Annotated in this window: 24 protein-coding genes; 15 read left to right on the forward strand and 9 right to left on the reverse strand. The window is 63.6% G+C overall.

The window, feature by feature from the left end:
• The first annotated feature begins 273 nt into the window (after nt 1-273).
• The 15 genes from ACP7BY_RS19720 (at nt 274) to ACP7BY_RS19790 (ending at nt 16,439) form a co-directional block, all read left to right on the forward strand.
• Nucleotides 274-2,019 carry a relaxase/mobilization nuclease domain-containing protein gene (locus ACP7BY_RS19720; protein WP_137903178.1) on the forward strand — a complete coding sequence of 582 codons (1,746 nt, stop codon included), beginning with the start codon at nt 274-276 and terminating at the stop codon, nt 2,017-2,019.
• 31 nt (nt 2,020-2,050) lie between these two features.
• The gene (locus ACP7BY_RS19725; RefSeq protein WP_033967082.1) at nt 2,051-4,090 is read left to right on the forward strand and encodes a conjugal transfer protein TraG; all 2,040 of its coding nucleotides are present in this window, start codon (nt 2,051-2,053) and stop codon (nt 4,088-4,090) included.
• Nucleotides 4,087-4,506, forward strand: coding sequence for a ribbon-helix-helix protein, CopG family (locus ACP7BY_RS19730; protein ID WP_033967084.1), 420 nt, complete (start codon nt 4,087-4,089; stop codon nt 4,504-4,506). The genes ACP7BY_RS19725 and ACP7BY_RS19730 overlap by 4 nt, the downstream gene beginning before the upstream one ends.
• Before the next feature lie 299 nt (nt 4,507-4,805).
• Complete coding sequence (locus ACP7BY_RS19735) at nt 4,806-5,558, forward strand: LuxR family transcriptional regulator (protein ID WP_137903179.1); 753 nt, start codon at nt 4,806-4,808, stop codon at nt 5,556-5,558.
• 106 nt (nt 5,559-5,664) lie between these two features.
• On the forward strand, nt 5,665-6,282 hold the full coding sequence (locus ACP7BY_RS19740; protein ID WP_052192530.1) for an acyl-homoserine-lactone synthase: 618 nt from the start codon (nt 5,665-5,667) through the stop codon (nt 6,280-6,282).
• Nucleotides 6,279-7,133, forward strand: a complete 855-nt coding sequence (locus ACP7BY_RS19745; RefSeq protein WP_033967086.1) for a phytanoyl-CoA dioxygenase family protein — start codon at nt 6,279-6,281, stop codon at nt 7,131-7,133. Before ACP7BY_RS19740 ends, ACP7BY_RS19745 begins: the two co-directional genes overlap by 4 nt.
• A 9-nt stretch (nt 7,134-7,142) precedes the next feature.
• On the forward strand, nt 7,143-7,748 hold the full coding sequence (locus ACP7BY_RS19750; RefSeq protein WP_033967100.1) for a GntR family transcriptional regulator: 606 nt from the start codon (nt 7,143-7,145) through the stop codon (nt 7,746-7,748).
• Nucleotides 7,745-7,975: an EexN family lipoprotein gene (locus ACP7BY_RS19755; RefSeq protein WP_156143086.1), complete on the forward strand. Its 231-nt coding sequence runs from the start codon at nt 7,745-7,747 to the stop codon at nt 7,973-7,975. The genes ACP7BY_RS19750 and ACP7BY_RS19755 overlap by 4 nt, the downstream gene beginning before the upstream one ends.
• A gap of 136 nt (nt 7,976-8,111) precedes the next feature.
• On the forward strand, nt 8,112-8,357 hold the full coding sequence (locus ACP7BY_RS19760) for a hypothetical protein (RefSeq protein WP_033967087.1): 246 nt from the start codon (nt 8,112-8,114) through the stop codon (nt 8,355-8,357).
• A complete protein-coding gene (locus tag ACP7BY_RS19765; protein ID WP_033967089.1) occupies nt 8,357-8,794 on the forward strand; it encodes a type II toxin-antitoxin system VapC family toxin in 438 nt (145 codons plus the stop codon). The genes ACP7BY_RS19760 and ACP7BY_RS19765 overlap by 1 nt, the downstream gene beginning before the upstream one ends.
• Nucleotides 8,795-8,808: 14 nt before the next feature.
• Nucleotides 8,809-9,741 (forward strand): HEPN domain-containing protein, encoded by a 933-nt coding sequence (locus tag ACP7BY_RS19770; protein ID WP_033967102.1) that lies wholly within the window; start codon nt 8,809-8,811, stop codon nt 9,739-9,741.
• Between the two features lie 324 nt (nt 9,742-10,065).
• A complete protein-coding gene (locus tag ACP7BY_RS19775; RefSeq protein WP_137903188.1) occupies nt 10,066-10,593 on the forward strand; it encodes an RNA polymerase sigma factor in 528 nt (175 codons plus the stop codon).
• The gene (locus tag ACP7BY_RS19780) at nt 10,590-11,585 is read left to right on the forward strand and encodes a FecR family protein (RefSeq protein WP_033967092.1); all 996 of its coding nucleotides are present in this window, start codon (nt 10,590-10,592) and stop codon (nt 11,583-11,585) included. The genes ACP7BY_RS19775 and ACP7BY_RS19780 overlap by 4 nt, the downstream gene beginning before the upstream one ends.
• Before the next feature lie 98 nt (nt 11,586-11,683).
• Complete coding sequence (locus tag ACP7BY_RS19785; protein ID WP_033967093.1) at nt 11,684-14,269, forward strand: TonB-dependent receptor; 2,586 nt, start codon at nt 11,684-11,686, stop codon at nt 14,267-14,269.
• 1 nt (nt 14,270) lies between these two features.
• Nucleotides 14,271-16,439, forward strand: a complete 2,169-nt coding sequence (locus ACP7BY_RS19790; protein ID WP_137903180.1) for an Atxe2 family lasso peptide isopeptidase — start codon at nt 14,271-14,273, stop codon at nt 16,437-16,439.
• Here the strand turns inward: ACP7BY_RS19790 and ACP7BY_RS19795 are convergent.
• From ACP7BY_RS19795 to trbK-alt, 9 genes are all read right to left on the reverse strand, one after another.
• Entirely contained in the window at nt 16,436-18,220 is a 1,785-nt protein-coding gene (locus tag ACP7BY_RS19795; RefSeq protein WP_137903181.1) for an asparagine synthase-related protein, read from the reverse strand. The two genes, ACP7BY_RS19790 and ACP7BY_RS19795, sit on opposite strands and share 4 nt — an antisense overlap.
• Nucleotides 18,220-18,894, reverse strand: coding sequence for a lasso peptide biosynthesis B2 protein (locus tag ACP7BY_RS19800; protein ID WP_052192534.1), 675 nt, complete (start codon nt 18,892-18,894; stop codon nt 18,220-18,222). The genes ACP7BY_RS19795 and ACP7BY_RS19800 overlap by 1 nt, the downstream gene beginning before the upstream one ends.
• Nucleotides 18,895-18,950: 56 nt before the next feature.
• On the reverse strand, nt 18,951-19,085 hold the full coding sequence (locus ACP7BY_RS19805) for a benenodin family lasso peptide (RefSeq protein ID WP_171010595.1): 135 nt from the start codon (nt 19,083-19,085) through the stop codon (nt 18,951-18,953).
• A 336-nt stretch (nt 19,086-19,421) separates the two neighbouring features.
• Nucleotides 19,422-19,640: a DUF2274 domain-containing protein gene (locus tag ACP7BY_RS19810; protein WP_033967097.1), complete on the reverse strand. Its 219-nt coding sequence runs from the start codon at nt 19,638-19,640 to the stop codon at nt 19,422-19,424.
• Nucleotides 19,637-20,893, reverse strand: coding sequence for a TrbI/VirB10 family protein (locus ACP7BY_RS19815; RefSeq protein ID WP_137903183.1), 1,257 nt, complete (start codon nt 20,891-20,893; stop codon nt 19,637-19,639). Before ACP7BY_RS19815 ends, ACP7BY_RS19810 begins: the two co-directional genes overlap by 4 nt.
• Nucleotides 20,890-21,891, reverse strand: a complete 1,002-nt coding sequence (trbG, locus tag ACP7BY_RS19820) for a P-type conjugative transfer protein TrbG (protein WP_137903184.1) — start codon at nt 21,889-21,891, stop codon at nt 20,890-20,892. Before trbG ends, ACP7BY_RS19815 begins: the two co-directional genes overlap by 4 nt.
• Nucleotides 21,888-22,571 (reverse strand): conjugal transfer protein TrbF, encoded by a 684-nt coding sequence (trbF, locus tag ACP7BY_RS19825; RefSeq protein WP_033967098.1) that lies wholly within the window; start codon nt 22,569-22,571, stop codon nt 21,888-21,890. The genes trbG and trbF overlap by 4 nt, the downstream gene beginning before the upstream one ends.
• Nucleotides 22,572-22,576: 5 nt before the next feature.
• Complete coding sequence (gene trbL / locus ACP7BY_RS19830; RefSeq protein WP_137903185.1) at nt 22,577-23,872, reverse strand: P-type conjugative transfer protein TrbL; 1,296 nt, start codon at nt 23,870-23,872, stop codon at nt 22,577-22,579.
• Nucleotides 23,869-24,114 (reverse strand): putative entry exclusion protein TrbK-alt, encoded by a 246-nt coding sequence (gene trbK-alt / locus ACP7BY_RS19835; protein ID WP_033965413.1) that lies wholly within the window; start codon nt 24,112-24,114, stop codon nt 23,869-23,871. The genes trbL and trbK-alt overlap by 4 nt, the downstream gene beginning before the upstream one ends.

Raw genomic sequence — 24,114 nt, forward strand, 5'->3', positions numbered from 1 at the left:
CGTACCAGACCTCGAATGCCGACAGGGACCAGCAGCGCGGGCGGCTGTGGCGCGCTTCGCAAATATGGTAGGAGAACGACGATGGTAGAGACGGCGAACAGGAAGAGCCCAATTAAGAACGCAAGATAAAAGGCGCGTCGGGCATCGACGCTTTTGTGGTTGTAGAAGAATAGCTTACCTGTCCGACGGCCGCGCCGGGCGTCGGACGTTCCATCACGCTATCCGCCGTTTTGCGCGGACAATCTGTCGGACGCCCCTCCCAAGGGCCTCATCGTGAGCAGCGACGACGAGGATTTCCGGGTTCGGCCGGGAAGGAACCGGGACTCAGGTCACGCCTCTGGCGGCAAGGCCAAGAGCCTTGCCGCCCAGGTTCGGCGCGCGGCGGCACGCTCGGGCCGAGGCCGATCGCTGCGGACGGCTGGACGCACTCGGCGCCCCGGTGCGCGCGGGCGCGGTCGCAATGCCCTCTTGCGGATCAGCCGACCGGCCAACGCCCGGCGGGTCGCGGTGGTGGCCCGCGTGGTGCGGCACAAGGGCGCGCGCTTTCGGGCGGCGCCGCTCGGCCGTCACATCGCCTATCTCAAGCGCGACGGTGTGACGCGCGATGGGCGCCATGCCGAGCTGTTCGATGCGCGATCAGATCATGCCGACGGGGATGCCTTCGCCGAGCGCTGCGCGGATGATCGCCATCATTTTCGCTTCATCGTCTCGCCCGAGGACGCCGGCGACATGGCGGACCTGCGCGCGTTCACCCGCGAGCTGATGGACGACATGGCGCGTGACCTCGGCACCGACCTCGATTGGGTCGCAGTCGATCATTGGAACACCGACAACCCGCATATCCATGTCCTCGTCCGAGGCCGCGTCGGCGACGGTTCCGATCTCGTCATCGATGGCGAGTATATTCAGGACGGCGTGCGCGGCCGCGCCGAGGAACGCGCCACTCTTGAGCTTGGGCCGCGCAGCGAGCGCGACATCCACGCCGCACTCCAACGGGAAGTCGATGCCGATCGCTGGACCAGTCTCGACCAGCGGTTGAAGGATCGAGCCAACGCACTCACCGGCACGGTAGACCTGCGCCCCGGCGGCAGCGACGAGGACAGCCGCCTGCTGTGCGGGCGCGCCGACAAGCTGGAGCGCCTGGGGCTCGCCGAGGAACAGGCGCCGGGGCTTTGGACGATCCGCGCCGACGCCGAGCAGACGCTGCGCGACCTTTCGATCCGCACCGATATCATCAGGACCATGCACCGCGCGATGAGCCAGGACGGGCACACGCCCGACGTTGGAGCCTTCGCGCTCCATGGCGCGACACCAACTGATCCGATCGTCGGCCGCTTGGTCGAACGCGGCCTCCATGACGAGCTGGAAGGCACGGCCTATGCGGTGATCGACGGCGCGGACGGCCGCACCCACCACGTTCGTTTCGACGATCTGGGAATGACGGGCGATGCCCGGCCTGGCGCGATCGTCGAACTGCGCTCCTGGGGTGACGCCAGTGGCAACGCCCGCCAGTCGCTCGCGACCCGGTGCGATCTGCCGCTCGACCGGCAAGTCACGGCATCCGGCGCGACCTGGCTTGATCGCCAGCTCATTGCGCGCGATCCCGTCGCGACCGGCAACGGCTTCGGCACCGAGATCCGCGATGCGATGGAGGCGCGCTCGCGCGAACTCGAAGCGGTCGGCCTGGCGCGTCGGCAAGGCGGCGGATACCGCTTCGAACGCAACTTGATCGAGACCCTGCGGTCGCGCGAGATCGGCGAGGCCACGGATGCGATCGCGCAGCGCTCGGGACTCGCGCACCGTCCATCGACCGAGGGCGACTATGTGAGTGGCGTCTATCGCGAGCGGATCACGCTCGCTTCGGGCCGCTTCGCCATGATCGACGACGGCATGGGCTTTCAGCTCGTCCCCTGGCGGCCGGCGCTCGACCCGCATCTCGGCAACCACATCAGCGGCACAATGGGACGCAGCGGGGTTGTCGACTGGTCACTTGGCCGCGGCCGGGGGCTCGGCTTGTGATCCATTTTCGCTCGATCGGGAGTCCTTTCCAATGAACGCCACGAAAATCCTCTGGGGCCAGGTCATCACGGTCTTCGCCATCATCCTCGCAGCGATCTGGACCGCGACCCAGTGGACCGCCCATGCACTCGCCTATCAACCCGAGCTTGGTCGCCCCTGGTTCTGGCTGGCGGGCTTCCCGGTCTATCCGCCGCCGGCCTTCTTCTGGTGGTTTTTCAGCTTTGACGCTTACGCGCCCGACATCTTCCTGACCGGCGCCTATATCGCGGCGTCGGGTGGCATTCTCTCGGTCATCGTCGCGATCGGCATGTCGGTCTGGCGCGCGCGCGAAGCGAAGAAGGCGGAGACCTTCGGGTCGGCCCGCTGGGCGAACCGCCAAGAGATCGAGCGTGCTGGATTACTGAGCGAGGACGGTGTCGTGCTCGGCTGCCATGGCGCGCATTACCTGCGTCATGACGGACCGGAGCATGTGCTATGCTTCGCGCCGACGCGGTCAGGCAAGGGCGTCGGTCTGGTCGTGCCGTCGCTGCTGACCTGGCCGGGTTCGGTCATCGTCCATGACATCAAGGGCGAGAACTGGCAGCTCACCGCGGGCTTTCGGGCGGCCCATGGCCGCGTCCTCCTATTCGATCCGACCAATCCTTCGTCGTCCGCTTACAACCCCCTGCTCGAAGTCAGGAAGGGCGAATGGGAGGTGCGCGATGTCCAGAATGTCGCCGACGTGCTGGTCGATCCTGAAGGGAGCCTGGAGAAGCGCAATCACTGGGAGAAAACCAGCCATGCCTTGCTGGTCGGTGCGATCCTTCACGTCCTTTATGCCGAGGCGGACAAAACGCTCGCCGGGGTCGCCGCTTTCCTCTCCGATCCGCGCCGCCCGATCGAGACCACGCTACGCGCGATGATGACGACGCCGCATTTGGGCGAGGCCGGCGTTCACCCGGTCGTGGCGTCGGCGGCGCGCGAACTGCTCAACAAGTCGGAGAATGAACGCTCGGGCGTGCTCTCGACCGCCATGTCGTTCCTCGGCCTCTATCGCGATCCCGTCGTGGCGCGCGTGACGCGCGCCTGCGACTGGCGGATCAGCGAGTTGGTGGGCGGCGCCAGCCCGGTCTCGCTCTATCTGGTCGTGCCGCCCAGCGACATCAGCCGGACCAAGCCGCTCATCCGGCTCATTCTCAACCAGATCGGCCGGCGCTTGACCGAGGAGTTGAACGCCAGGGATCGGCCGCACCGGCTGCTGTTGATGCTCGACGAATTTCCCGCGCTCGGTCGACTCGACTTCTTCGAGTCCGCGCTCGCGTTCATGGCCGGCTACGGCATCAAGGCCTTCCTGATCGCGCAGAGCCTCAACCAGATCGAGAAGGCTTACGGCCAGAACAACGCGATCCTCGACAATTGCCATGTGCGCGTCGCGTTCGCGACCAATGACGAGCGCACCGCCAAGCGGATCTCCGATGCACTCGGCACCGCGACCGAGCTGCGCGCCATGAAGAATTATGCCGGACACCGGCTCAGCCCCTGGCTCGGGCATCTGATGGTGTCGCGCAGCGAAGCCGCCCGGCCGCTGCTCACGCCTGGCGAGATCATGCAACTCCCGCCGCATGAGGAGATCGTGATGACCGCCGGCGTGCTGCCGATCCGGGGGCAGAAGGCGCGCTACTATGTCGATCCCCGGCTGACCGCGCGGCTCTTGCCGCCGCCCGAAACCGCGCCTCTCGACGCAAGGAAGCGTCCTGGGGACGACTGGACCGCGATGGCCCCGATCGCGGCCCCCGAACCTCCGACGCCGGCGGCACCGTCAGCGGCATCATCCGAGCAACCACCGACACTGGCCGATGATCCCACCCCCGCAGACACATCCGACACTGCCAATGCGGGCATCCGTCGCGAGCCCGAGCTGGGCGACCACGAAGAAGTCGTGCCATTGCCCCGCGCGCCCGCGAAAGAATTCGAGTTCGACGCTGAGGAGATCGAAAACGAGGCGGCGCAGAGTCGGCGCCAGGCTGATCGCCTGATGGCGCGCAATGCGCGCGCCGCCTCGCTCGATCCCGACGACGGAGTCGCCTTATGACCAGCGCGCGCGAGAAGGGCAGCTTCCGGCTCCCGCCCGAATTGATCCGCCAACTGGACGGGTACGCACGAACCAAGCATGTATCGCGGACCGCTATCGTTGAGGCGGCGCTGGCCTCCTACCTGTCGCCCGACGGCGCCGAGCGGCTCGAGGCGGCAGTCAGTCGACGCCTCGATCGTATCTCCCGCCAGCTCGACCGGCTCGAATGGCACGTCGAATTGTCGAACGAGACGTTAGCCTTGTTCATTCGCTTTTGGCTGACCACCACGGCGCCACTCCCTGACACCGCGATGAAGGCGGCCCAGGCGATGGGAAAGGAGCGCTGGGAACGGTTCGTCGAAAGCCTCACTCGCCGAATGGAGTCGGGTCCCCGGCTCAGGAACGAGATCGCCACTGAAGTAGATCCCGGACCCTGAGCGCGAATCATGCCAATATCGGGGGAAGCAGCATATAGGCATTTGAACAGGACCGCCGGCAACTGGAAGTTCCGGGCGGCTCCGCCCCTAGCTAGGAGGAACGCTATGGACGCATCGCACGATCATCCGTCGTGACCGGCGACGAAAGGGCCGGCATTCAAGAAATACGGATGCCAGGCAGCTAATCGATCACAATTGGATCTACTGTCGTCTGAAAACAGATGGGAACTGTTTTTGGACACCTCAAGGACGATCGGCTTGGATGCAGGCTGGGAATGCCCTGGCGATCGAGTAAACCCATGCGTCTCCATCTTATCGACGAACTGGCGATGGAAGTCTCCAACGCCAACTCTAGCGATCAACTCACAGAGTCCATGAGCCGCGCCGCGCGCCTTATGGATTTCGATCATTTCGCCCTGAGCTACGAGCACCACACGTTAAGCACCACCAGGGCCGGTGTGCTCATCCACGACTACCCAGAGCCTTGGGCCAAGACCTATACGGAATTCGATCTCTCAGGGAACGATCCGGTTCGGCGCGCTTGCGAACGAAGCATGAAGGGTTTTGCGTGGCGCGAGCTCGAACAGCTTGTGCCATTAACCAAGGGCGATCATCGGATGCTTTCCGTTGGAAGCGCCAACGGTATTGGCGATGGCTATACCGTCCCGCGCCATCTGCCGGGACATGCCAGCGGCTCCTGCACATTTGCCACGCGCCCCGACAGGGTACTGCCCTCGGCAATGCTGCACGTCGCAGAGGTCGTAGGCGCCTTTGCGCTGACGGCTGCGAGGCGCATCGCCGGCGATATGCTGGTCGCTCGCCGACCTTCGCTGAGCCCGCGCCAACGTGAATGCGTGCTCTGGTCAGCCCGCGGCAAGACTGCCGCCGAAACGGCTGCGATTCTTGGCATCGGCGAAGATACGGTGGTTCAGCATCTCAGGACCGCGCGCGAACGCTACGATGTCCATTCTCGCCACGCTCTCATCCTATGCTCCCTGTTCGACGGGTTGATCAGCTTCGCCGACATCCGGCGCTGGTGGTATTTCAACTGAGCCTGGCAAGGGTGAGGGCGTAGCCATCCCCCTTTCTTGGGATGCCGGGATCGGCCGAAAAATGATCGGGTAGGCGGAACTTCAAAACTCGAAGGAGCCGTCAATCATGATCGATCTTCTCGAACGGGCACCAGTGGTGCCCGGCGACGTTGCTCTGCGCGCCATGTTCGCTGCGCGCAAACAGGTGTTTGTTGACCTGCTGAAATGGGACTTGCCGGTTCTCGCCGGAGAATACGAACTGGACCAGTTCGACGATCCCGACGCGGAGTATCTAATCCTGGTCGATGAGGACGGGAGACATCGTGCGTCGGCAAGACTGCTCAAGACCGATCGCCCCCATCTGCTCGCCGACCTCTATCCCTTCCTGTGCGATGGCCCGGTGCCGAGCGGCCCCTCAACCCGCGAAATTACCCGATTCTGTCTCGATCGTCACCAGACGGTCTTGGAACGGCGTTCGGCGCGTAACCAACTGATCACGGCGCTCGCCGAATATGCTCTGGCCCAAGGTATCACGATCTATACGGGCGTCGCCGAGCTGAGCTGGTTCCGGCAGATATTGTGTTTCGGTTGGCGCTGCGCACCGCTCGGAGCCGCGGTGCTCGAAAGTGGACGCCCGTTAGCCGCTCTGCAAATTGAGATCGACGACCTCACCATTGACGGGCTCAGGCGCACCGGCGTGTACGAGCCTCTCGCATTACGGCTTGTCGATGGTGCACGGGCATGACCAGCACGACCTTCGCTGGTTGGACCGACCAGCTCCTTCGCCAGGGTTACTGCATCATACCCAATGCCGCACCGAGCGCCTCGATCGCGGCATTGAATGCTGATCTCGACCCCGTCTTCGCCGCCACTCCATTCGGCCAGGGACGCTTTTACGGCTTTCGCACCAAAAGGTTCGGCAGCTTGCTCAGACGATCCCAGCATGCCGAGGCACTAGTGCTGGACCCGGTCATTCTCGATATGGCGGAGACCATATTGGGCTCGGCCTGCGATCGCATTCAGCTCAACGTCGCCCAGGCGATCGAAATTCACCCCGGGGAAGTTCGCCAATTTCCGCATCGTGATCATGATATGTGGGCTGGTGCAAAAGGGGCACACGAATATCTCCTGAACGTGATCTGGCCACTCACATCCTTCACGGAGCAAAACGGCGCGACCCAAATCTACCCAGCCAGCCACGGCGCTGCCGGGCTTGGTAAGGATGACCCCGGCGATCCAATCGTCGCAGCGTGCGAACCCGGCTCTGCGATCTGCTTTCTTGGCTCGACCGCCCACGGTGCAGGCGCCAATCGCACGAGCAAGGTCCGGCGCGGCGTGGTCATCGGTTATAGCCTCGGCTGGCTAAAGCCTTACGAGAATCTGTGGCTCGCCTATCCGCCCGACGTGGCCCGGAGTTTCACGCCGGAGCTGGCAGCGCTCGCGGGCTATGCGCAGCATCGCCCGAATCTCGGCAACTACGAAGGTCAATGTCCATCGATACTACTGCGCGACAACGTGCCGGCGCATATCGGCGCCGTCGATGCCCTCCGCCCTGACCAGGAGGCCATGCTTGCCGGCTTTGACGAAGCCCGGTGAGTGTGGACGATGAGCCCCGCCCATGTTCTTGAGCCGACATATGAAGCGATCAAGCGCCGGCTTGTCGTCGGCGACTGGCCGATGGGCTTTCGTCTCGAAGCCGTCCGCCTTGCCGGTGATCTGGGGGTCAGCATCACGCCGGTCAGGGATAGCCTCTATCGTCTGGCCGGTGAACGATTGGTCGATACGATACCGGGCGAAGGCTTCCGCGTCCCGAGCCTGTCCGAGCAAGGCTTGCGCGAGATGTTCGATTTCAATCTGCTCCTTCTTCTCGGAGCGATTGACGCTGACGCGATCCCGTTCGCGATGTCTCCAGATGGTGAAATGGATCACGCTACGGCAATCGCATCGCTGTTCCTCGCGATCGCCAGTCTCGCGGGAAATGGCGAAGTTGTCGCGGCCGTGGAATCCCTGAACGACCGCCTGCACCAGCTCCGCCAGCTTGATGAGAGCTTCCTGCCCGAGGCCTTGGAAGAGCTGGACGATCTGCGCGCGTCATTTTCCTCAGGCCAATGGCGAAGCAATGGCCGCGATCTCCTCACGCGCTATCATCTCGCTCGCAGGCTTGGAGCCGGGCGCTACATCAGGATCATCGCAGGAAAGGGAAAATCATGAAATTCACGCCGATCGCGACCGCGCTTGCCCTGACAGTGCTGCTGGCTGGCTGCGGCAAGCACGAGCCTCGCGCCACGACCTATTTCGCTGCGCATTTGGACGAGGCGCGCAAGGTGGTAGCTGATTGCAAGAGTAGCGCGGCGGGCGGCGAGGAATGCGCCAATGCGGACGCCGCCGTGCAGGAGGCCGACGCCAGGGAGCGGTTCAAGCGGTTTCGCGGCAAGTGACTCCCGCGCTCCATCGAACCGCCACTAACTGTCCGGATCGGTTCGATGGAGGGCTGTGCGCGCACGACAATCCATTCCGTGCTTGTATGCGTGCTTGCACGGGACTATATTCCGTCCGCATCCGCAGGAGGACTCGATGGGCAGCACGGCCCGACGCCAACAGCCACCGATCACAATCCGCTCCGCACGAGCGGTCGAATTGTTGCGCACGCTGGTTGGGCCAGGCCGCAGCCAGGCCGAGGTGATCGAGCAAGCGCTCGAACAGATGGCGGCCCGGGGGCGCTCGCTTGCCGAACTGCTCACGCCCAAGGTTGCGCTCGATTTCGATTGGGAGCCGCCGCGGTCGAATCTGACGCTCCGTGAAGCGGATCTCTCCGACTGATGTACTTGCTGGATACGAATGTCGTTTCCGAAAGCCGCAAGCTGGCGACCGGCCGCGCCGATCCGAATGTCGTTGCCTGGATGTCGGCGAGCGAACCGGCCTTGACCCATATATCGGCGATCACACTCTTCGAACTCGAACATGGCGTCCTGCTCATGGAAAGGCGCGATCGGGTCCAGGGTGCCATGCTGCGCCGATGGCTCGTCGAAACCGTCCATCCTGCCTTCGAAGGGCGGATAGTGCCGATGTCGGCCGAGGTGGCGATCCAATGCGCGCGCCTCCATGTGCCGGATCCGCGCAGCGAGCGCGACAGTTGGATCGCGGCCACGGCGCTGGTCCATGATATGACGGTCGTCACGCGCAACGTCGATGATTTCGCTGGGACCGGTGTCAGTCTGATCAACCCCTGGGGCGCTCCCGACGCCCCAGGCCAGTGACGCGAAAGCCGGGCGTGCGCAGCGACCTCGATCATCTCCCCCCGCAAAAGCGCCGCGAGCTGGAGCGCGTCGTGCAGATCGTGTTCGAGGAATTCGAGGACGCGCTCGCTCTTGCCAAGCACGAGTGGAAGAAGCGCGGGCGGATCGAAAAGATCATCCTCTATGGCAGCTATGCGCGCGGCGGCTGGGTCGACGAGCCGCATACAGCCAAGGGCTATCAGTCCGATTTTGACCTGCTTATCATCGTCAACGACAAACGCCTGACCGACCGTGTCGATTATTGGCTGAAACTTGAAGACCATCTCAATCGCGAGTTGGCGATCACCAAGGTGCTGAAGACGCCGGTGAACTTTATCGTCCATACTTTGCAGGAAGTGAACGATGGGCTCGCCCACGGTCGCTACTTCTTCATGGACGTCCGGCGCGACGGGATTGCGCTCTATCAGGCGGTAGATGACGAGCTGCACGAGCCTAAGCCGAAGACGGCCGAACAGGCGCTAACGATGGCTCGCGACTATTTCGAGGAATGGTTGCCTGGCGGGGAGCAATTCCTTGAAACCGCAAAATTCGCGATCCAACGCGGATGGAACAAGAAGGCTGCTTTCCTGCTCCATCAATCGACCGAGTCACTTTATCATTGTGTCTTGCTCGTGGTGACCTTCTACACGCCCCACGTTCACAATCTCGGTTTTCTGCGCACCCAGGCGGAGCGGCTCGACCGGAGCCTGATCGAGGCCTGGCCGCGTGAGAAGCGCGCGGAGCAAGCGATTTTCGAGAAGCTCAAGGAAGCCTATGTAAAGGCGCGCTACTCCAAGCACTACAAGATCAGCGTCGAGCAGCTCGAATGGATCGTGGAGCGGGTCGAAGAGCTTGGCCAGATCGTTCACGCGATCTGTATTGAGCGCATCGCTCAGCTTGAGCGGGAAGCTCAGCGCAGCGCTAGTTGATTCCGGCGCCGCCCGTCTTGCCACCGGCTTTCCTTCTCGTCATCATCGTCCCGCGCCGCGAATATTCTGGCCCTCGCGGCGTGGAGATATCCGCCAGGCATCAAGAACGCCGGTCCGCGAGGGACAGGCGGCCGAACCGGGCAAAGGCGTCAGATTGGCGGCTAAACGGCGGCATAGCGCTGGGAACCAATAAGGCCGGTCAATTCCGGTCTCTTTGGTATTGCCTGCTCGGAACCGCCCGTGTCATCTTCGCGCATTCCACCATTCGCGATCGAACGTCCGCCGCTATCGGTCTCGTCCGGCTGCCATAACAGCCCCGTCACCGTGTTCGGGCCGCCGCTCGAAAGCGAAGCCCCACGTGATGCCGGTCTCGAAGACGCCTTCGTCACCGAGCGGTCGCGATTGCTCCAGTATCTCGGGCGCCGCGCCGGCCAAGACGCGGCTCCCGATCTTGTTCAGGAGGTATTCTTGCGCGCCATCGGCAGCGGACAGTCGCGGCGTCTGGCGAACCCCGCCGCGTTTCTGCAACGCATCGCTCGCAATCTCCTGATCGACCGCTCCCGGAGGCGCGCCCGCGACAATGTCGTCGTCTTTCCGTTTGAAGAGGAACGCGATACTGCGAGCCCTGCCGAGCAGGAGTGGGGAATCGAGGTCGCTGACCTCCTCAAACTCTATGAATCGGCGATCGACGGCTTGCCCCACAAGACCCGACGTGTCTTTCTCCTCCATCGTGTCGATGAACTCAGCTATCGAGAGATTCACAAGAAATTGGGCATCAGCATCGCGACCGTGGAATATCACATGATCAAGGCGCTCGCGCATATCGCGCGAGCCGTGGATGCCGCTCGATGAACGATTATCGTGAGGAGCCAACCGACCCCAAGACCGTGATCGAGGATGAGGCAATCGCCTGGTTCGTCAAGATGCGCGGCGACGTGGATCATGGCATGAAAGCCGATTTCGACGCCTGGTACACTGCGTCACCTGAGCATCAGCGCGCCTATCATTGGGCCGAAGCGCATTTCGGCGCGTCTGCTGTGGTCAGGGAATCGAGTAAGCTCGAAACAGCGTGGCACCATAGACCGCTTCACTGGCTGATGGCCGGCGCGGCCGCGGCCGCCGTGCTGGTGCTCGCGTTCGGGATGCAGGTCAGCCGCACCGTCTCGATCGACAATACGAGCATTGCGTCCGATGACATGGCCAAGCCGTTGGTGACGGCTGCGCGAGAAATCCGCACTTGGCAGCTCCCCGATGGATCGAGCGTGACTCTCGACGCCGACAGCCGCGTCGAAGTGGCGATGACGAACAAGGAGCGCCGTTTGCGGCTGCGACAAGGCAAAGCGCGCTTTTCGGTGGCGCGCGAACGGAGACCCTTCATCGTCGAGGCTGCGGTCGGCGCCGTCACGGCGGACCAGGCGGTGTTCGATATGGCCTTCGACCGGAGCGACCGGGTAACCGTCAATCTGATTGCCGGTCGTGCCAATATGCGCGGGCTGATCCAGTCCGCCGTCTATACAGTTCCCGACAGGCCGCTTCAGCCCGGCAGGCCGGTCTTCTATCCTGTCGATGCCTTTACCCCGCAAGCGGACGACGCCCCTGCGGATACCCGCGACTGGCCCGATGGCTGGGTCGAGTACCGCTCAATCACGCTCCGAGACCTTGTCGCGCAGGCCAATCGCTATTCCGACCAGCCCATTGTTATCGATGATCCGGCGGTAGGCAATATGTCGGCGAGCGGACGGTTCAAGCTGACCGACACAGATGCCTTCGTGTCTCGGATAGCCGAAGCGCTCGACCTTTCTGTCAAGCATCGCTCGGACGGCATTCATCTCGGCCGACGATAATTATTTCGCCTGACGACTAAGGTCGTCCGAAATCCAGCGTCAACGCCCCTTCAATGGCGAACCCTTCTGGCTCGCCTCAGCCAAAAAGGGGGCTTTGAATGGCGGGACGGCGTGTATTGGTCATGGCGCTGCTGGCGGGCGTGGCGGGAGTTGGGTTACCCAGCGTCGCCTTGGCCCAGGACCGGGAAGTCTATCAGTTCGATCTACCGGCACAGAATCTCGGCGATGCGCTTCGGGCGGTCGCGGCGCGTGCCGGATGGGAACTCTACGCATCCGCCGATGACATCAACGGGATCGAAGCGCCTCACCTGCAAGGCGCGCTGACCGCTCGCCAGGCCATTGAGCAACTCCTCGCCGGCACAACTCTCTCCGTGCGCTTCACCAAAGGGGCGGTGATCATCCGGGGGCGATCGGAAACGGCAACGCTCGCGGGGAGCGGAGCCGAAGGCGACGATATCGTTGTGACCGGTTCGCGGGTTCGAGGCGCGCCCTCGATTTCTCCCCTGACGACCGTCAGTCGTGGCGAGGCCGAACGGTCGGGCCAATCTGATCTCGGCCAAGTCATTCGCGACCTGCCGCAAAACTTCTCCGGAGGCCAAAACCCAACCATCGCGGGCGGTGGGCAAGGCGGCTTCACCAACGTCAGCGCGTCGTCCACGATCAACCTGCGGGGACTCGGGCCTGACGCGACTTTGACCCTGTTTAATGGCCACCGGGTGGCGTTCGACGCGATCAGCCAGGGCATCGACATTTCGGCAATTCCCCTAGCGGCGATCGAACGGGTGGATGTGGTGGCTGATGGCGCTTCAGCCCTTTACGGATCCGATGCTGTCGCTGGCGTTGCGAATATCATCCTGCGCCGGGATTTTGACGGCCTGACCACCTCCGCGCGTCTCGGAACCGCGACTGACGGCGGCGCCGTCACGCAGCAATATGATGCTGTGACAGGGCACAAGTGGCAGACCGGCGGGTTCATGGTCGCGGCCAATTATCAGAGGTCGACGCAGATCACCGCCGGCCAACGCGCCTACACCGCCAATATCTATCCGACCTACACCCTCATCCCGGCGCAGAAGCAGGTCAGCGCCGTGGTGGCGGGGCATCAACGAATTACTGACACGATCCGGGTCGAAGTGGATGGCAATTATCTGCACCGCACGTCCGAGCGCTGTTTGACGACCACAGCGACGGCCGACTGCCGTTTTCAGGGCAACACGATCGCGACGAAGGTTGACAGTTTTTCCGCGACGCCGTCGCTGGTCGCGGAGATAGCCGGTGGTTGGTCTGCCAAGTTGGCTGGGACGTATAGCAAGAGCGACACCTCAATCGCCACCAGCGTCTATGCTGGCGGGAAAAACGTCACCATCGCTCTTCCCAAATATTACAACACGCTCAAAAATATAGAACTGAGCGGCGAAGGCCCGCTGTTCACGCTGCCAGGCGGCGACGTCCGGCTGGCGCTCGGAGCCGGCTTTCGGTCCAATAGACTTGTCGTCGACTCCCGCCGTGTGACTGGCGGCGTCGTATCGGTCATCAATGTCTTTGCCCAAACCCAAGATATCGGCTTCGGGTATGGCGAGTTATTTGTCCCGATCGTCTCGCCATCCAATCGAATACCGTTCATCGACAAGCTTCAGCTCGTCGGTGCCATCCGTTATGAGAACTACCGCCATCTCGGCGCCGTGACCACGCCGAAACTGGGGCTCGTTTATTCGCCCGACCCCATCCTCGAACTCAAGGCAAGCTGGGGTCGATCCTTCAAGGCGCCGACACTGTACCAGACCGGCCAGACCTCGAATGCGCAATTGATCAACAGCACCACCTTCATACCGGCACCCCCAAGCGCTTCGCCGGTCCTATACCTTTATGGCGGCAACCAGAATCTCTCTCCGGAGCGCGCGACGACCTGGACGATCTCAGGCAAGATCACGCCGCCATTCCTTGCCGGTTTCCAATTCGAGGCCAGCTACTTCAATATTCGCTATCGCGATCGGGTCGCCGCACCGCTTCTGTCAACCAGCGGCGCATTCCAGGGCATCTACGGCAACTTCGTGCAGCGCAATCCCAGTGCCCAGGACGTGTTGGCGGCGATCAACGGCGTCACCGGCAACTTCACGAACCTAACGTCCGGCGCGCTCGATCCCGGTTCGGTCTCGGCGATCGTGAACGACACGCTTCAAAACGTCTCGGTGCTGAACGCAAGCGGCGTCGATATTTCGGCCCAGTACCTTCGCCACTTCGGTGAAAGCAATCGCCTGACCATCAAGGGGTCGGCGACCTATTTCACCAGCAACCGTCAGATCACTCCGACATTGCCGTGGCAGGAAATCGCCGGGACCATCTTTAATCCGCCGCACTGGCGCGCGCGGATGAGCGCGAGCTGGGAGAAAGACAATGTCACGCTCACAGCGGTCGGCAACTATATCGGCGGGACGCAGGACAGCCGCACCGCGCCCGTCGTCGGCATCGATTCCTTCGCCGATATCGATGCGATCGCTCGCATCCGCACGACCGCGACCAGCGGGCTGCTCGCCAATCTCGATTGGTCGATCGCCGTTTTGAATCTGTTCAATCGACGCCCTTCGGCGGTCCGCAACACTGATCCGCTCGGTCTTCGCTACGACTCGATCAACTATCCAACATTGGGCCGGTCAATCAGCTTTACGCTCACAAAGGCGTGGTGAGATGTCGCTGTCCAAGGCGATCGCACCAGTCACATTTGGCTTTCTGTGCGCAGCTTGCGCATCAACGAACGCGCTGGCGCAGGGTGAACAATGTGGCAGTCTGCCGCCCGCAGGAACGCAGATCGCCAGCCCGCGCGGGCTGACCGCCGAAGATCTGGCAGGGCTGCGCGATATCGGACCTCAATATCCCGCCGGGTCCGACCGCAACCTCTTCTCGATTTCGCCGGATGGGCAATGGCTCGCTTTCGAAATCCATCGGGCAAACCCCGACACGAACGACTATTGCGTGGCGCTCGCCGCGCTCCCGATCGCACGTGTTGATGATCGCACTCCACAACTGCTGGATCTTGGCGGGGAATTGATCCCCGCCACCTTTCGCCAATATGGCTGGGCGGCGCTTCCATCGGGAATGCCGATGCCGATCTCACCCCATTGGGCACCGGAAGGACGCTGGATCGCTTTCCTCAAACGCGAGCATGGATCGACCCAAGTCTGGCGCGCCGATCTGTCGGGAAGCAAGGGCAGACAAATCACGCGCAGCGGCGGCGATGTCGAGGATTTTAGATTTGCCGGCGACGGGCGAACGATCCTCTTTGCCGCGCGGCCCGGATTGGCCGCGGCAGAAGCGGCGATCGACCGGGAAAGCCTTGGCGGCTGGCACTTCGATGCGCGGGCTTACCCGGTGCGGGGCGCGCGCCCCCAGACCCCCGATACGGCGCCGGTCCAGTATTTTGCGGTCGACGTCGCGACCGGCGATCAACGTCCTGCAACACCTCAAGAGGCCGCCCAATTCGGTCCGATACCGGCGATTCCCACGCGCGCAACGGGCGTGTCGATGACGCCGAACGGACGCATGGCGTGGGTCGAGCCAGCGGACACCCAATGGTCGCCGCCGCAATCGCGCGTCGTTGCCCGGCTCAGCGGCGATCGTCGCGTCTTCTGCGCGTTCGAGAACTGTGTAGTCGATTCGTCGTCGATGACCTGGTGGTCCGCCGATGGCAGGAAGCTGCGCTACCTCCGCCGCGAAGGCTGGGGCGAGAGCAAAACCGCTATCTACGAATGGATTCCCGGCGCCGCGGCACCGCGGCGCCTCTATCGCACCGAGGACGCGCTGATCGAATGCCACCCGATCAAGGACGATCTGATTTGCCTGCGCGAACAGTCCCGCAGACCGCGCCACTTCGTGCGGATCGACCTTTCCAGCGGCCGCGCGAGCGTCCTTTTCGATCCTAACCCGGAATTCTCCAGCCTTAGGCTCGGCAACGTGGAACGACTCCATTGGTCGACCGCCACTGGCGCCGAGGCCTATGGTGATCTCGTCTATCCCGTCGGTTTCCAGCAGGGACGTCATTACCCGCTCATCGTGGTGCAATATCGCACCAGGGGATTTCTGCGCGGCGGGGTAGGCGACGAGTTCCCGATCCAGGCCTTCGCCAACCGAGGTTATTTCGTCTTGAGCGTCGAAAACCCGAGCTATGAGGCGATCGTGGGGCGACACAGAACCCAGGTCGAGACGGCACAGGCTTTCAATCGCGACTTCGTCGGGCGGGCCGGCGTGCTGTCCTCGATCGAGCAGGCTGTACGAACCCTGATTGCGCGCGGGTTGGTCGATGACCACCGCATCGGAATTACCGGCCTAAGCGACGGGTCTTCAACGGTCCAGTTCGCTGCGCTCAACAGCACCTTGTTTGCCGCGGGCTCCGCAACAGGGTGCTGCTGGGAACCGACTCAGGATGGCCTGATCGGCCCGGTCATCGCGGACCATTTCCATGCGGTCGGCTGGCCCGCTATCAATGATGAGGCGACCGAATTCTGGTCGCGCATGTCATTGTCGCGCAACGCCGGCCGGGTGGCGTTCCCCATTCTCATGCAAGCCGCCGACAACGAATATCTCTTCGCGCTGCAAAGCTACACTGCCCTTTTGCGTGCAGGCGTGCCGGTCGATCTGTTCATCTTCGCCGGCGAGGACCACGTCAAATGGCAACCGGCTCATCGGCTGGCAGTCTATCGGCGCAATATGGCCTGGTTTGATTTTTGGCTGCGCGGATTGCTTCCGAGCGGGCCGCACGGGCAGGCCGAGGCAGCGAGATGGGCGACAATGCGCGGGCAGCACGCATCTCGGCTTGAGGAGCGCGGCCGATCGCAACCTGGGACCGAGCCGCGGCCTTAACCGCTCATTGCCGCGGATAATGGGCCAGCCGAGCGATCTGCCCAATGGCTCGCCCAGGCCTCAGTATCAAGCAACGCCATGATGCGCGGGTAGTCTTGTGGGCGTAGCCGCGTCCCGAACTGAAGCGTGTGATCAAGCGCTGCCCGATCCAGCAGGCCATGCCGCACCAGCCTACCCTCCAGAAGCCGTTCGCGGATTTCGGCGCGATGGCGGTGGATGATCTGCGCTACAAATCCATCCGGCCCGCCTTTGCCCCTCCGATTGACGATTTTCGGGGGAAGCCGGCGAGCAAAGGCCTGCCGCGCCACTGCGCGATCGACTCCGCCTCTGCAGAACTCCCACGATGGAATCCCCAGGGCCGCCTCGATGATGGGCTGCGACATCAGCGGGCTGACGAGCGGAACGGCAAGAGCCTTATCGCGATGCTCCATGTGGTTGATCGCCCGTAACAATGTCGCCAGGTGACCTTGTTTGCCGGGCGGCATTTCTCCGGACCGATCCAGCCAAGGGTGCGACACGGGACGTTTTCGTTCGGCCGCAACAAAGTCGGCGTGCAAAAAATCCTCAAACAGATGCCATTGGTATCCCGCGCGACGAATCCGATGAACCCGCCTGGCCTCGCGCAATACCTGCCAGACGCTCGCACCGGTAATCGAACAGATATCCTGCGCGGTGCTCCAAAGGCCGATCGACCAGCCGTCCTCCATATACCGATCCACAAGCGGTCGGGAGGAATGGGTCAGATAAAAGACGCTGTCGCCCCCGAGTCCCGTGAAAAAAGCGTCGACCCCGTGACGGTCGGCGACCCGCCGCACTGCTGAATTATAGGCCTCCTCGTGTACCTTGCCATTGGGGCAGGGAACATCAGCGGCGACGGAACGACCAAGATCGACGCTTGGCATTGCATATTGCTTCTCGATCAGTTCGGCGCCGATGCTTTCGCAAATTGCTCGCGCAAAATCCCGCTCATCGCCGACTGGGTCTTCGGTAACGAGCGTCAGGCAAGTGAGGTTTGCTTTCGAGGCAGCAAGACACACCGCGATAATCGACGAGTCCAGCCCGCCTGAAAGCCCGGCAAGGACGTTATCATAGCAAGACGCCCAGGCTGCGATCACCTGACGGACAGCGCGCCCTAGCACCTCCACATTCTCTTCCGCGGATCGGCCGTAGCCGCTCCTAACGTGATCCCATGGGGTCCAGTATTCCTCGTCCCGAACGTCATCCGCCTTCACCACGCGCGCAAAGCCTGCGCGCACCTGGCCGATGCCGGCGATGGCGGTCCCCGCTGATGGAAGGTCATGCTCATAAAGCACCCGTCCAGCCGCATCCCAATCGATCGTCGGCGTGACCAGTCCGGCATCGACCAACAGTGGCGCGTCAGAAGCGAAGGCAACCCCGTTCTCGCAACCGCTGTGATAGCAGGGCACCATAGCAGAGGGGTCGCGCAAGACGCATATCCCGTCGGTCGTCGCAATCGCTGCGACATAGCCGCCCCAGAAACGCTCGACCAAGTGTCGGCCAGCAGTGGCGGTGACGCTGTTCGCACTGTCCGGCGGGAACACTCGAATTCGTTCGGGAAGGCCGTAGCGGTGAAACAGCGTTCCGACGATGACGCCATTTTGCCCGGGAAGTGCGATCAGGTCGGTTGTGTCGCTGACCAGCAGCGCTATGCCCTTGTCCTGAAACGCGAGCTTGAGCCCCGTGCGACCGCTGAGAAGATCCAGCCATTCGGTTGATACTGTCCGCCGCGGGTGCGCCAAGAGTAGGTAGCGCGGGCGCATCAGATAACCATGATTGGCGTAAACGGTCGAATGCGCTCGTGGCGGTCGTTGACCACGACGTCACCGTGCTGAACCCAGCAATGCGCGGCGAAAGGATCTGATTGCACACCAAGGACGACTGAGACCTGAATCGATCGTTTGCGCGCCATTGCCGCGAACGCGAACGAACGAACCAGACACCGGTCATGACTTCCAAGCAAGAAATCGGCGCTGTCAAAATCTCGCACGAGCGTCGCCAGCCTGTCGAGGCCATGCTGCGGCTCACGGTTCTTAGGGCGAGGCCTCGTCGATCGAAGCGCCTTGATGACCCGCGCTATCGGCCAACTCTCGGTGCGCCGTGCCCAGATGAGCTGGGCTCCGACCGCCCGAAGAACACCAACGCTGGACGCCCGAACTGGCGGAATGTCGAGTTGCGTGCTGGCCGGCGCGATCAATGGCTGGCGCCTACGCGGACCTATCGGATCGCGGGGCGCGGCAACTAAGACCCCTTGGCGCAGCAGTGCGGCGAGATGCGCGAAATCTTCCTCGTCCAATGCTTGCGCATCGAGCCATCGCTGCAGCGCCAGATCCTTCGATTCGGATAGTGAAAAATATCGCCCCGCAGGAATGTCGAGAAAGACGGTCCGATCGCCAGGGATACAATAGGCAAGACCATCGCGAAGGGCGTAGCTCATAGGATATCCCCCAGCGACGATGGCGTGCGGACTGTCAGGTCCGCACGCGCTCGTGATCAATCGTCGGACAGCCCCGCCTGGATTTGCTCCAGGCCGAGCCCGTCGTCATTTCTGACGCCGCCGCCCTTCGTCTCGTCGACCATGCGGCCGAGATCGATCACGTCGTCGTTGCGGTCTTCACGATCCGTCATAATAACCTCCATCGGTTCCTCTGAGCTGCGACTCACTTGCCGCAATCAAATGTTCACCGATGGTCCGCCACCGTTCCACTTTATAATCCGATTATAATGTGCCGCGACGAACTCGCCGTATTGCAGACGACGGATTTATTTCGCGCAAGTGACCGAGCATTGGGAAACGCGCGTTGGGAGCGCGCACTGGCACCTTTAGCGGAAAGCCTGGACATACGCGCCAGGACCCGGTCACGCGCAACCAGAGGGGGAGCGCCGAAAGAGTTTCCAAAATTTATGAGATAATGACAAGCATTATCGATTCCGCACTGATCCAAAATGGAGAGATCAGCCGGGCTATGTCGGCCGCTTGCGGACAAAAGCCCGGTCTGCGGCCATGAACCGCTCAAGCATCGGCGGGATCAGCCGTTCGGGCGGAAAGGGCCGCTCAAGGCCGGTTTCCCGAGCATGGGCCTCGGCATAGCGGGCAAGATCGCGATGCACCGTGCCCGGCAGCTCGACCGTCAGCTTGACGGGCTTGTCGTCCTCGATCCGGCCCAGACGCAGTTTCGTCATGGCTTGCCTCCCTCCGCCTCGAGCACCAAATCGCGCGTCACAATCACCCGCAGCGGATAGCCCGGCCGAACGGTCAGGGTCGGCGGCACATCGATCTCACGCTGGACGAGCTGCTGGCCGGACTGGTTGACCGTGTTCTGGGTGCCGTAGCGCAGCGCGCGCGTCAGCCTGTCGTCGCCATCGGTCGCGAACTCGCTGCCCACGCCGAGCAATGTCGAAACGAGAGCAGCCTTGAGCATATTGCCCCAGTGGTAATTGGTCCGGTCCTGCAATCCCGCCATGCCGGCCGCGTCGGCACCAGGCTGGCGGTCGAGCAGGATCGATCGACCGCCGGGGAGGATGAGCCGATCCCACGCGAGCAGCACCCGATTCTGTCCGGCCGAGACGTCGCTGTCATACTCGCCGATCAGGCGCGACCCCTGCGGGATGAGCAGTATCTTGCCGGTCGGACTATCATAAACATTCTGGGTCACCTGGGCAGTGATCTGGCCGGGAAGGTCCGAGCGGATGCCGGTGATGAGCGCTGCCGGAATGATGCTGCCAGCTTGCACGACATAGGGTGACACTGGGGCGGTGATCCGCTCGCTGCTCGCCGTCGTCCTGTTCGCGGCGACCTGAAGGAAAGCCCGGTTGGCTGACTGTCCCGACGCGGCTGACGCGGTCGCTGCCGTTGCCGCATCGCTCGAAATCGCTGTTGTCTGGGTGCCTGTCGATGGTTGCGGCGTTGCTGCGCCACCCGACCCGCTGGTATTGGCGCCACCGAGAAACAGATTGCTGGTGCGGGCCGAATCCCGCTCCTGCGCGACCCGCTGGCGTGCCTGCTCCGCTGCTGCCACGCGCGGGTCAGGCGGCTGCGCGGCCTGTGCGCCCATCGGCGGCACCGGAACGGCCTGACCGTTCGCCTGCGCACTGAGGATCGGGCCACCGAGATCGCCAGGCAGCGGTCGTCCGAGCTTGGGCACCTTGGAATAGTCGGCCGGCGCGGCGGTCACCACATCGGCCTTTGCGCCGTGGTCGCTGCCGTAGAGATTCTGCGGCGGCGCGGCCGGTCCGCGCGGTTGCAGCGCATAGATCAGCGATCCGCCGATGCCGAGTCCGGCGATGACGCCGACCACTGCCAGCGCCTTGCGCGACAGCCGGGTCACGCGCGGCGGCGCGCCGCGCAGGCGGAAATCCCCGGCGCTGCTTGGCACCGGTGCCTCGGGCGGAGCTGGCTCTTCCCGCGGCGGCGCTTCGTTGGGCTCGTCGCTCATGACCGCCCCCGACGCCGAGGTTCGTCGCGGACGATCCGGACGCGTTGCGCCTGCTTCTTGCCGCCAAGCCGCAGCTCGGCCGCCGAGAACAGTCGGTCCACGATCATGTAGCGGCCCTGCACGCGGTAGTTGACCAGCTCTGCATTGCCGTCAGCACCGAGCACGAACAGAGGCGGCATCTCGGCTGTCGCGATCCCCTCGGCGAACTCGACATAGGTCTGCCGGCCATCGTCGAATGCACGTACCGGACGCCACGCCGCTTTGTCGCCGTTGATCCGATAGCGGAAATTGAGAGCGGCGGGATCGATGCCCGCGGCGACCGGCGCGACACGATCGGCCTCGGCTCGGCTCACGCGCAGCGCCACCAGCATGTCCTGCGGGTACGTCCACGAGATCGCGGCCATATAGGTCGCAGGCGTTGCCCGCAGTTCCAGATGATAGGTCCGCCGGTCCGTGTTGATGACGAGGTTCGTCACCAGATCGGCGCGCGTCGGCTTGACGAGGATATGGACCTGCTTGCTCGCGCCGGCGCCGCTCACCGTGTCGCCGATGATCCAGCGCACGGTATCACCCGCTGCGACCGGCCCGGGACCGGCCAGCTCCTCGCCGGCCTGAAGTGTTATGTCAGTGACGCGCCCAGGGGCGGCATAGACCTGATAGAGCGCGCCATCGGCATAGGGATATTGCTGGATCGCGTTGAGCCACGCGCTGTGATCCGGCTCGATCCGCGCGGTCGCATTGGCCCGGCCGACCCGCTCCTTCGGATCGCCTTGCGACTGCGCTGGCTCGATCGGCTTCAACTGGCCGGGAAGCGGAAGGGGCGTGGGGATTGCGACGATCTCCACCGGCTGGGCGGGCTGTCCGGCAGACCTGGCTGACGGCGCTGGTGGCCCGCCATCCTGTGCCCAGGCGGGCGCTGCGGCGGCGGCCAGCAGTGTCACTGCGATCAGACAGGGGGTAACGAGCCGGCGCACGCCGGCCATCTTGGGCGTTGTCATTGGCTGAGTTCCTTCGACCAGTTGAGGGCATCGACAAAGACGCCCAGGGGGTTCTTGCGCAGGCCATCAGGCGTGCGCGGTGTCTGGATCGCGATGGTCAGGATCGCCGACCAGCGCGCGGTCTCGGCGAGCGAGCCGTCCTGATAGCGCCGCTCGGTCCAGGCCACCCGAAAGCTGTCCGGCGACGCGCGGATCACGCTCGACACATCGACGGCGACCTGCACCTTGCCAGCCTGCGCGAAGGGATCGTTGCTGCGCGCATAGTCGTTGAGCGCGAGCGCGCCCCTATCGGTCGCAAAATCATAAGCGCGCAGCCAATCCTGACGCAGCACGATCGGATCGGCAGGGATCGAGCGCACATTCTCGATGAAGCGCGCGAGGTGGAACGCGATCTGAGGATCGGTCGGCCGATAGTCCGCCGACGCTGGTGCTACCGCCTGCGCCTCGCCGAGCTTGTCGACCTGCACCACCCAGGGAACGATCGTGCCGCGTGCCGACTGCCAGACCAGACCGCCCGCGAGGCCGCCGGACAAGGCAAGGCAACCGAAAAAGGCCAGCCGCCAGTTCTTTGCCTGGACACGCGCCGATCCGATCCGGTCGTCCCAGACCTGTTGCGCGCGCTGGTAAGGCGTGACGGGCTCGGGTGTCTGCCCGTACCGGATCGAGGGCCGTCGAAACATGGGTTTTAATCCTTTTGCGTGATGTCGGGTCCGGCGCCGCCGCCATGGCTGTCGCCCGATTTGAGGGTGTGGCTGGCGACGCTCACGCCATGCGTGACCGTCTGGCGCCGCTTCATCGCCTTCGCCCAGGCCGGCGGGCCGTCGGTGCTTTTCGTGGCGGCAGACGAAGCGGTAGTGGCAGCGCCGGATGCGCCGCCGCCTCCCGACGCAAAGCTCTCGCGGATCGAGCTGGCGGCTTTGCGCAGCGGTGACATGGCGGCGTTACCGGCACTCTTGCCGACATTGGCGAGCCCGCCCGCCACTGCCGAGCCGCCGCTTTTTCCGGCAGCCCCAGCCTGATAGGCGGTCGAAGCGGCGCCGGCCGTTCGCGCGCTGCCCATGGCGGCCCCGCCGATCGCGCCCGCAGCCGCGCCACCGGCAAGACCCGCGACGGCTGCACCGCCTGCGATGGTCGCCCCGGCCGCGAGGGCGGTCCCCGCCGCCGCACCGGCGCCGAGCTGAGGCCCACCGCTCACGATGCCATTGGCGATGCCTGGTCCGAAGATCCCGAGTCCAAGCAAGGTGAGCGCGGCGAGCGCGATCGCCATCGCCTGCTCGACGGTCGGCGTAGCCCCGAGGCCGGCATTGGTGAACTGGCTGAACAGCGTCGTGCCGATGCCGGTGATCACCGCCAGCGTCATCAGCTTGATGCCCGACGAGATGATGTGGCCCAGCACCCGCTCCGCCATGAAGGCGGTGCGGCCGAAGAAGGCGAACGGCAGCAGGATGAAGCCGGCCAGCGTCACCAGCTTAAACTCGATGACCGTAATAAAGACCTGGATCGCCAGCACGAAGAAGGCGAGTACGACGATCACCCAGGCCAATAGCAGGATCACGATCTGCGCGAAGTTGGTGAACAGTCCGATCGGTCCCAGCAGGTCGGCGGTCGCATCGAGCAGCGGCTTAGCCGCATCGAGCCCCGTCGCGGCGACCGTGCCGGGCTTCAGGAAGTCCCCCACCGCCATCGCGCTGCCGGATGCCTTGAGGCCTATCCCGGCGAAGCTTTGGAACAGGATGTTGGCGAGGTTGGAAAAGTTGCCGATGATATAGGCGAAGACGCCGATATAGAGCGTCTTCTTCACAAGGCGCTGTAGGACATCCTCGTCGGTTCCCCATGCCCAGAACAGGGCAGCGATCGTCACGTCGATCGCGATCAATGTCGAGGACAGGAAGCCGACCTCGCCGCCGAGCAGGCCGAAACCGCTCTCGATATAGCTGGTGAAGACCGACAGGAAATTGTCGATGACGCCGGTGTCGTTCATCGGGCTTGATCCTCACCGAAGAAATGCCGCCGGCGTGCTTCCCACGCCGCATCGCACCCGCTGTCAGGCATGGTGATCGTTCGGCAGCGTGCGGGTGTTGAGTCAGCCTGCCTGGGCGCGATTTCCTGCGGCGCCGGGAACGCGACGGGCCGCGGCGGCCCGCGCAGCGCCGACGCAATCGCGACAGCGAGCATTAGCCCGCCGATGCCACCGCCAACCGCGATCTTCGCCACCGGCCGCAT

It is taken from the genome of Sphingomonas sp. PSPC2-2 (assembly GCF_049897725.1).
Classification (GTDB): Bacteria; Pseudomonadota; Alphaproteobacteria; order Sphingomonadales; family Sphingomonadaceae; genus Sphingomonas.